Consider the following 9,001-nt stretch of genomic DNA (forward strand, 5'->3'; position numbering starts at 1 on the left):
ACGCCTGAGGGCGGAAAGCGCCTGACGAAAATGGAGCGAAGGCTCTTCTTTTAAAAGCCTGGCTGCTGAAAAGTTGAACGCACATCCCTGTGTCCGGACCCTAGCACTACTTTGGCCGAATCTGTTTGCGCCGCGGTTTTTCAAGGATTCGTTCTGTGCAGTACGGACACCGTTGCGATGGTGGCCGAAGAATGAGATCGACGATGGCGTGGCGTACGGCGGCATGGTTGGTTGAGGCGGAGGGCCGCTGATTCTTTTTTTCCGACCGCGTGTGCGAGGCGACGGTGCTGCAAGAAGGCGTAGGCAATCATAGTCATTAGGGCGTGACGATGAAGACCTTGCCATGATCGGCCCTCGAAGTGATCGAGGCCAAGCTCCTCTTTCAACTGCTGATGGGCCTGCTCACAAATCCATCCGGCCTTGATAGTGGCGGCCAATGTGCGCAGAGCCGTCGCTGCGGGCAGGTTGGCGAGATAGTATTTCTTCTCCCCTGAGGCGCGTTGCTCGCCAATGAGCCAGGCTTCGTCGCCTGGGAGATGCTGCTGGCCCTTATCCCATATTCGCTGCGCCTCGATCTCAGGGCGCGTTAGGAAGTGCACCTGTCGCTCGTCGTCGTGCTTGCTCGGTATGCGAGCACGCGATGGATATCTACCATACGCCCGTTCGGGCAGATCACGGTGACGGGCATGCGTATATCCCAGGCGATGGGCCTGGGGCGTGACATCCGACGACGAGAACCGCGTTGCGCGACTACGTCCACCGGCGCGACGAACGCTGGGATCACGCTGCGGCCCCGCCTTCTTCGTGGCCGAACCGGGAGGCCGCTTGCTGCACCAGTACGTTCGTGGGGCCGCCCTTGGCAGCATAGGCGCGTGGTTGCCTCCGGCTGCCCTCCTTCGCAGCGCAGCAGGTGCTTTGGAGGAGTGCCAATGTTGCGGCGCGCCTTCTTGCGGTTTGCATGGCCTCGCCACAGCCACATCATGGTTGGCCGCCGCAGGCAGCGTCGCGTCCGCCTCAAGATCCCCGGCTCGAGCGCAAGCTGTTCGTGGAGCAACGCACGCCGCTCCGAGCGCTTCCCTGCGATCAACTCAGTGGTTGTCTGCACTGCTACTCGTAGCATGCCGTTCTCAGCGTCAAGCGCGAGCACATCAGGGCCAGCCGCCACATCGGTCGGGAGAACGTCGGAACGAACCGGCATGATCAGACGATACATCCGCGCGACTCGTGCTTCAGGGAACTCCTCACCTTCAGCCGACAACGGTCGGCTGCTTGACAGACTGGGGCGACACCCGCGTCCACTCGAGTCTCGTCGAGTAGCATCGCAACCTGTCTCGGACTGAGATGAACAACACGTAGCGGATAAGATGGAGGCCTCATGCCAGCTACACTTAGCGATGCTCATTCCGCGAAGGCGGAACGGCAACGATGACGCATAGCCGATAGCAGGCTTAAACCCCGCACGAGCAAAAAGACATGCAGCGCGGCCCAGAGCCCATGGTTGCCGAACATTGCCCCGAAAGCGAACAAAGCAGCGACAAAGGCCGCGAAGGACACGAGCATCGCGTTGCGCATTTCGCGCGACCAGGTTGCACCGATGAAGACGCCGTTCATCTGGAAGGCAGGCACGCCGCTCAAGGCCGCGAATGCTGCCCAGGGGAGATAATGAACCGCCACCCGGCGCACGTCCGATATCGTTGTCATAGTGTCAACGAGCTGTTCGCCGAACGCCAAAAAAAGAACACTCGCGAAGCCCGCAAGCGCAAATCCCCAGCGCGCGGTCAGCTTGATAGTACGGAGAAAAGCCTGCTGATCGCGAGCACCAACGGCACGACCGGCGAGCTGCTGTGCGGCCGCCGCTAACCCATCCAGAAAATAGCCAGAGAACAGAAAGATTCGTAGCAGCACCGCGTTCCCGGCGAGAGTCAACGTGCCGAGCTGGGCGCTCTGACGCGTGAACAGAATGTATGCTGCCATCAGCACAAACGAGCGCACGATGATATCGCCGTTGAGACGAAGCATCCGTCTCACTGCAACTATATTGAACGTGTCCCGGCGCGACATTTTCGGGGCCGGGGGAAAAACCCAGTAGAGGGTCACCATGCCGACGATCATAGCAGCGGCCTCGCTGCACAAGGCTGCCCAGGCGACGCCAGCAATCCCCCACCCCAGATAAAGACCGAGAACGATCGACAAGGCGATGTTTATTCCGTTGACAAGAAGTTGCAGGAGCAGCCCGAGGGCCGCATTTCCCCGGCCTAGAACGTAGCCAAAAATCACATAGTTGATGAGAGCGACAGGCGCAGAAATCAAGCGAATGGGGATGTAGAGATCCATCGCGGCGGTCACGGGCTGGTCCGCACTCAGGAACCATTCGCCGATCGTAGCTATAAGCGGTGCAACCAAGATGAGGGCCAAACCGGAGAACGCGGCGACCACAAATGCCCGCCAGAAGACGGCTCTCTCTTCCTCAGCATCGCCGCTCCCGGAAGCCTGGGCGACGAGGCTGGTCGTACCGGAGCGAAGGAAATTAAATGTCGCGAAGACAACATCCAAGACTACTGCCCCGGCAGCAAGCCCGCCAAGCAACGCGGCCTCTCCGAACTGGCCCACCACGGCAGTATGGACGATGCCAAGCAGCGGCGTTGTAAGGTATCCGAGCGTCATCGGAACGGCTATGACCAAGACCTGCCGATTGGTAACTCGGAGGGGCCGGGAGGGGAAGATCGTTGCGGTCCGTTCCACGGCGGCTCCTACAAATTTGCTAGTAAGTGTTTGGTTGTGGCCGGCATACGGGGTGCCGGTAATTGCGAGATCTTCCACACTGCGCCGGAGTGCATCTGTATTTCGCGTAGACTCTTTAGGCATGTCACCGAGAAGAACAGGCGGTACGCGGCGTTCAGGTCGGACACATCATCCGGCGCAGAACCGCTTGCTTTTGCTTCGATTGCCGAGTGTGCCAGCGTATGCCCCTTCAACAAAATGGTTCTCAGGACTCGCGACGGGAGAGGCATCGAATCGCGCCGCGACTAAGGTCAGTCTCTGGCCCCCGGCCTATCATTCGCGACGACAAAGCGCTCTTAGGGAGCGCTTAGAGATCATTGCCGGCTCAGAACATCAGCGTATCATGTGCCGACCGCGACTGATGCTTGGCGCTTCGGCTCCTTTGAGGGCAACAGCGCTATCCTCGAAAGACAGATGGCGGCAAGAAACGGCTGATATAGGCGGTTCGATTTGTCCTACATCGAGCGAGACTGCATTGCGCGTCACTAACAAGTGTACTAGTGCGAGATAGAGGCCGCACGCTGCCTATCTGCCAGGCGACGGAAATGGCATGATTGACCACTCGATTAAATCGGCGGCACGCTGAAGTACCGCCAAAGCTTCGGCTGGGTTCCGCGAAACGGCGATGACATGTCCGATCTTGTCTCGATAGTCGCCTCTCCTGACGATAGCCATTGATACCGTAAGCAAGCTTGATCAGCTTAGAGTTCGGTGTGCCAGCAAGCCGCAGATTGACTTCAATCACGACTAGGCTACGTTTCGTCAACCGGAGATCAATATTCGTTGGCTCCCAGCCCAGGCCGAGAGCTCGCAGGCAGCTCTGCGAAAGGTCGACCATGCGCTTGTGCTCCTCATCGTTCAGTAGAGCAGGATAGATGTACTCACGACAAACGAAATGCGGCGGCCTACCGAAATCCGCCGCACCAATCCCGATTATCTCACTCCTCATTATCTCAATGCTATAGTGAGGTCCCTGTGCGAATTCTTCGACTAGTATTTTCGGGGACGAACGCCCTATCTTCCGCTCACCTAACAAATGCGTCGTATGTTCAGCAAGCTCATCGTCTTCGCGGTACACGCCGATGCTACCGATTCCTATGGCTGGCTTGACGATCACCGGAAAACCTATTTGAGCAGTGGAGCTTTCCACTTCGATTGCATTCACCGCCAGGCGATAGGCAGGTACTGCGACGGGGGCCTCTGCGAGAAGCTGACGTTGTACAAATTTATCGCAACACCTTTCGATCGCTGTGGCTTGCGGCCCCGGTAGATTGAAATAGTGACAGAGCTTGCCAACGGCCGCATACACTGATTCTCGAGCGCGAGTAATGCCCGCAATCCCGGAGATCGAAGATAACTTCGAAAATTCGCTTATCACGGCATTAAGATTGCCTGTGTCGACACGGATCGCCTCGCAGCTTCCTGCCGCAACATATTCATACTGGCTTGGATCAGCCGACAGAGTAACAGGACGAAGACCAAGACGGTTAGCCGCGTGGACATACAGCCGGCCATTGCTTGCGCCTTCAAACAAAATGAGAGCCGTTCTTGTCATTTGAAGAAAGCTCCGGTTGTGCAGCCTGAGCATAAGCGGGCAGCAGACAGCAGATCGAGGTCGAGCGACAGTCTAAGTCAAATATTCACATACCGGATGCGAGTATTAGGTCCCCTCATTGCACACACCCGATCACCAGTTGGGAGTGCTCAGGATATCCCCGCTGCTTTGGGGTTTCGGAATGTGTATTTTCACGCAATCGGACATTAATGCACGCTCTTGAATCACTACCCACGTGACGAATATCAGCGACTACCTTGGGATGATACTACCATGTTAAGTAGGTGAGCCGCCGACACTGTGCATCGGTAGCCCTATAGCGCCAGGCGGTCCGCATGCGGAATGACCTTGCAAAGATCAGACTTAAATTGTTCTCCCGCAAGCCAATGGAGAATTATGAAGAGGCGAAGGCAATCGGCGCTCAGACGAGGCCGAGCTGGTAGTAAGGCCTCTAATCTTTGTGAAGCTCGGTTGCCGATGCAATGCCACTCTAAGCCGCGCTCGCGCCTACAGTGGGGATGTGCCGGGTTCTGTTGAATTTCTGAAGGGGCCCACCTTGAGCCGGTAGGCTCGGGGTGCTGATTCCACGAAGGAGAGCAACGCCATGACGAGAGATATCACACCGGCTGGTTCGCCGACGACCGGGGCTGTGGACGAAGAGTATGCAGAAGTGCGGGCGAGCTTCGATCGGTGCTACCTTACGGCAGGGATCAAGGCGCTCGGCACGATGATGGAGGCGGATGTCACGGCGGCCCCCGGCCGCGCCACGGTCGTGACACGGCGCGGCGGGCGCACCGTTGGGGCCGAACGCGGGGACTGATCGGCTTCCACAAGATCGACGTCGAGCGCCCGCGGGTTCGTGGCGTGGACGGCCGCGAGGTCGCGTTCCGAGTTGGGAAACGGCGGCGCAGGAGGACTGGCTCGGTCGCTGGGCGATGAAACTGATGCTGATCAACGTGTCGACGCGCCGGTTCGGCCGCGCTGTCCGGCTGCCCGAGGGTGACGTGCCGGCACCGCCCCGATCAGGGGTTTCGAAGTCGGCGGCCTCACGGAGGTTCGTCGCGCTGTCGGCGGCGCGGCTGGCTGACTTCATGGCTGCCGATCTGTCCGCGCTCGACCTTCTGGTGCTCCAAATCGACGGGCTGCATCTCGACGACGAACTCGTGCTGGTCGGCCCGTGATCGGTGTCGACGGTGAAGGCAACAAGCATCCGCTGGCGCTGGTGGAAGGTGCGACCGAGAACCGCAACGGTTCAGGCCCTGCTGGACAACCTGGTCCTCGCGCGGGCTCGCCCCGCCGGTGCCAAGACTCTTCATCGTCGACGGCGCGAAAGCGTTGTCGAAGGCGATCCGCCGCACCTTCGGTTCGGCCGCCGCGATCCAGCGCTGCGAGATCCACAAGGCGCGCAACATCATGGAACGCGTGCCGATAGAGATGCGGCCACCCGTCGGGTGCTGCGCCAGGCCTGGGAGCTAGATGACGCCGACAAGGCTGAAAAATTGATCACAATCTCGCGCGTCGACTCGACCAGCAATGGCCCGGCGTAGCGGCCAGCATTCTCGACGGCCTCGACGAAATCCTGAATGTCGTCCGATTGTAGCTGCCGAAGGACTTTCGTCGATCACTCGCCTGTACCAACGTCGCCGAGAATATGATGGGCCCCATTCGCCCCGCCACACGCAACGTCAAACGCTGGCGCGATGCGGGCATAGCCTTGCGATGGATCGCGGCCGTGCGGCCCTTCAAGCTCACCACGATCGCATGACGATCAAACCCGTTGCCCACGTCACGAGGGCCGCGTAACATTCATTCCTGGCAACGTCGGCCCAACGTAGTTCAACAGCGATCGTGACATCTCCCCTACAGTTTCTTGTTGATGTCAACGATGGCGTCGTGGTCCTTATATGGACGCCTCTCGCTTGCCAAGTCTCGCTTAGAGCGTGATGCCAGACAGAGTACGGTTCTTGCTGCAGTGCGGCTGCAAGCCGAACGCCGTCAATATCCGGCGAATCCTAGAAAAGCCAATTTCCGCAGCCATCGAGCGAACAGATGATAACGTCGCATCGGGCGGCTTTGCACGCAATGTCCGCTCGAAGCAACTTGATCGTTGTTGATGGTTCGAGGGCGGCCATGGTGGGCTTCGTCAAGCAGGCCACGCGGCGATTCTTCAAGAAGTGGTGGCCGCCACTTGCCAAACGGAGTTCACGGATGGAATTCGGCAGCCACAGACTTGCTTGACCCTCTGCACACCGTAGGATCACTCGGGCCGCTCAGACAGCGGCCGGGCCACACGATGACAATGGACCTGCCTCTCAGAACATGCTCGCTCTTGCGGGCTCAGCACCAACGGCTCGATTGGCCGGCGTCTAGCACCTGCATTCGCCACAAGCGCTCTTCTTAGAGTCATCATATGATGTGACAAACTTACGTTCCAGATGACTAGCCTTGAGACTCACATCACGAAGATAACACCTGAACTTAACGCAACTGCCTGCTAACTGTGAGAAGTCCAAGGACCTGACCGGAGGCGCCGGGCCTTTAAGCAGCTGAAGAAGGCGTTGATAGAGCGCTCGCTCGGCCTCGAGTTGAGCCAACATCTCGGCTAGAGAAGGTGACTCGGCCGGTCGAGGGACGGGCTACAGCCGGAACGGCACCAGCAGTAAGACGATCCTGACGGAGGACGGCGAGATCGAGATTTCCTCGACGCGCTACGCCTGAAACTCCGCGATGAGGAGCTGGTGAAGTAACAAGGCCGTCCACGTGGCCCTGGCGCTCACTCTGGACAGCGAAGGACGCGCTCGGGCACTCTAGATCGAACAGACCGAAGGGCCAAGCTCTGGCTCCAGGTCGTCAACGAGCTGAAGGTGCTCGGCGTCGACGCTATCTTGATCGCCTCCTCGACGATCTCAAGGGTCTTTCCAGAGAACATCACGTCGGTTCTCCAGCAGATGCACATAAGCGCAAGGTTGCATTGAGTGCAAGCTTGGTCGGCTTGGGCCGGCGGGCGCATCGATCCGCAGGCCATTGCGCAGTTGTTGCTCGATACTCCAACCCGCCGCCGCGGGTGGCCGCGTTGCGCCGCAGTTCACGGGAGACTGTCGAAGCAGCCCGCCCCAGGCGACGTCCAATCTCCTGTATGGAATGGCCCTGCACCTTGAGCAGTGCGATCTCCTCGCGCTCAACCAACGAGAGGTACCGCCCGGAGAGCGCCTTTGCCGAAGATCTGCACATCGCTGGTGGCATGCCGCCCGCCTTTCGGAATAATCTGCTTCCGACAGGTTGTGACAATCCGGCTTCCAGCGCAGCACCTTCGCTACTTAGCCCCGCGGCAATCGCCCGCCGAAATTTATTCTGTTCATTGCGTCCTGCAACAGACGGCCGTCCTGGCGATGGCACTGGGGCTCGTCCTGATTGCGCCGATCGGCGCCTTACAATGTTCATCGCAACCTCAAACCTCCGAGTGTTGCGACGACCGATTGAATCCGCCTTGGCTGCCCCTGTCGCTGTGGTGCACGAGCCCGCCACGATGGAGCGGCCGTCGATCATGCATCCTGCGGGCATAGGCGTCGATCACAAAGGCGACGCAGACCAAGCCGGTCCAGGTCGCGACATAGGCGAAGTCGGAGAGCCAGAGAACGTTCGATCTTGTTGCCTTGAACTGGCGGTGGACGCGATCCAGGGGGCATGGCGCAGCCTTGTCGCTGATCGTGGTCTTCACGGAGTTGCCACGGATTACCCTTGCAGACCCATGTCCCGCATCAGTCGCGACATCGTGCAACGGGCAACATCGAAGCCTTCGCGCTTGAGCTGGCGCCAAACCTGGCGCTCGCCGTAGACGGAGAAGTTTTGATCGAAGACGCGCAGAGCCTCGATCTTCAGCGCGGCGTCCTGCCTGGCGCGCGCCGACAGCCTGGCCGGATCGCGACGTTTGGCCACATGGGCGTGGTAGCCCCACGATGGTCGTCAATAAAGGCGATCATGGCTTGGACCGGCGGTCGAGCTCCGCCATCGCAAAATAAGCGCTCGCCTTGCGCAGGATCTCATTGGCCTGCCGAAGTTCACGGTTCTCCGTTCCAGGGCCTTCAGCTTCTCGGCCATCTCAGTCGGAACGCCGGCCCGCTGCCCGCTGTCGATCTCGGCCTTCTTGACCTAGTCATGCAGCGTCTGCGGTGTGCTGCCGAGCTTGGCCGCAATCGATGTCACTGCCGCCCAGCGCGAGGGGTGCTCGCCGGCGTGATCCAGAACCATCCGAACCGGCAAGGTCCCGGACCTCAGGCGAAAACTTGTTCGTCGTCTTGCTTGTCATGGCTCCATCCTCTCAGGAGTTGGAGCCTCCGGCAAATCCGGGGCGGTTCAAACTGCGCAGTCCCATGAATTTGATCTATGATCCGTGTCGTCGAGCCAGAGCCGAGCCTTTCTTTCGCAGCGGCTCCGTCTGCTGCGGCTCCGAGACTGACTTTCCATAGTCGAGATACGAAATTCGGCGGGAACGCTGGTCGAATCGTGGATTTGAGGCGCAATCGCGGGAAAGTTGCAGGAATCAACACTCAGTTGGGACCTAACGTATGAATGAGACTCTCGATTTGATGCATCACATTCGCGAGTGATACCTTTCTCGAATTCCCGAAGATCCGCTGGTCGCTATCGCACATGCGCGAACTGGTG

Annotated in this window: 1 protein-coding gene, 6 pseudogenes and 1 other annotated feature; of the genes and pseudogenes, 1 reads left to right on the top strand and 6 read right to left on the bottom strand. The window is 59.2% G+C overall.

Annotated features, from left to right (window positions below; all coding sequences use genetic code 11):
- Positions 1-140: 140 nt before the first annotated feature.
- The 3 genes and pseudogenes from AC0L27_RS40280 to AC0L27_RS40290 all read right to left on the bottom strand — a co-directional run.
- Positions 141-566 (bottom strand): annotated as a pseudogene (locus AC0L27_RS40280) (IS701 family transposase); the annotation flags it as partial.
- 832 nt (positions 567-1,398) lie between these two features.
- Positions 1,399-2,742, bottom strand: coding sequence for an MATE family efflux transporter (locus tag AC0L27_RS40285; RefSeq protein WP_473323585.1), 1,344 nt, complete (start codon positions 2,740-2,742; stop codon positions 1,399-1,401).
- Between the two features lie 564 nt (positions 2,743-3,306).
- Positions 3,307-4,336: pseudogene (locus tag AC0L27_RS40290) on the bottom strand (ATP-grasp domain-containing protein).
- Between the two features lie 604 nt (positions 4,337-4,940).
- Here AC0L27_RS40290 and AC0L27_RS40295 point away from each other — a divergent pair.
- Positions 4,941-6,139, top strand: a pseudogene (locus tag AC0L27_RS40295) (IS256 family transposase).
- A gap of 145 nt (positions 6,140-6,284) precedes the next feature.
- On the opposite strand, the pseudogene AC0L27_RS40300 reads toward AC0L27_RS40295, so the two are convergent.
- The 3 pseudogenes from AC0L27_RS40300 to AC0L27_RS40310 form a co-directional block, all read right to left on the bottom strand.
- Positions 6,285-6,722, bottom strand: a pseudogene (locus AC0L27_RS40300) (IS630 family transposase); the annotation flags it as partial.
- A 572-nt stretch (positions 6,723-7,294) separates the two neighbouring features.
- Positions 7,295-7,777: pseudogene (locus AC0L27_RS40305) on the bottom strand (helix-turn-helix domain-containing protein); the annotation flags it as partial.
- A 46-nt stretch (positions 7,778-7,823) separates the two neighbouring features.
- A pseudogene (locus AC0L27_RS40310) lies at positions 7,824-8,642 on the bottom strand (transposase); the annotation flags it as partial.
- Positions 8,278-8,358: a sequence feature (AL1L pseudoknot), on the bottom strand. Its footprint overlaps the pseudogene before it by 81 nt.
- Positions 8,643-9,001: the final 359 nt, after the last annotated feature.

It is taken from the genome of Bradyrhizobium sp. Ken51 (genome assembly GCF_055807435.1).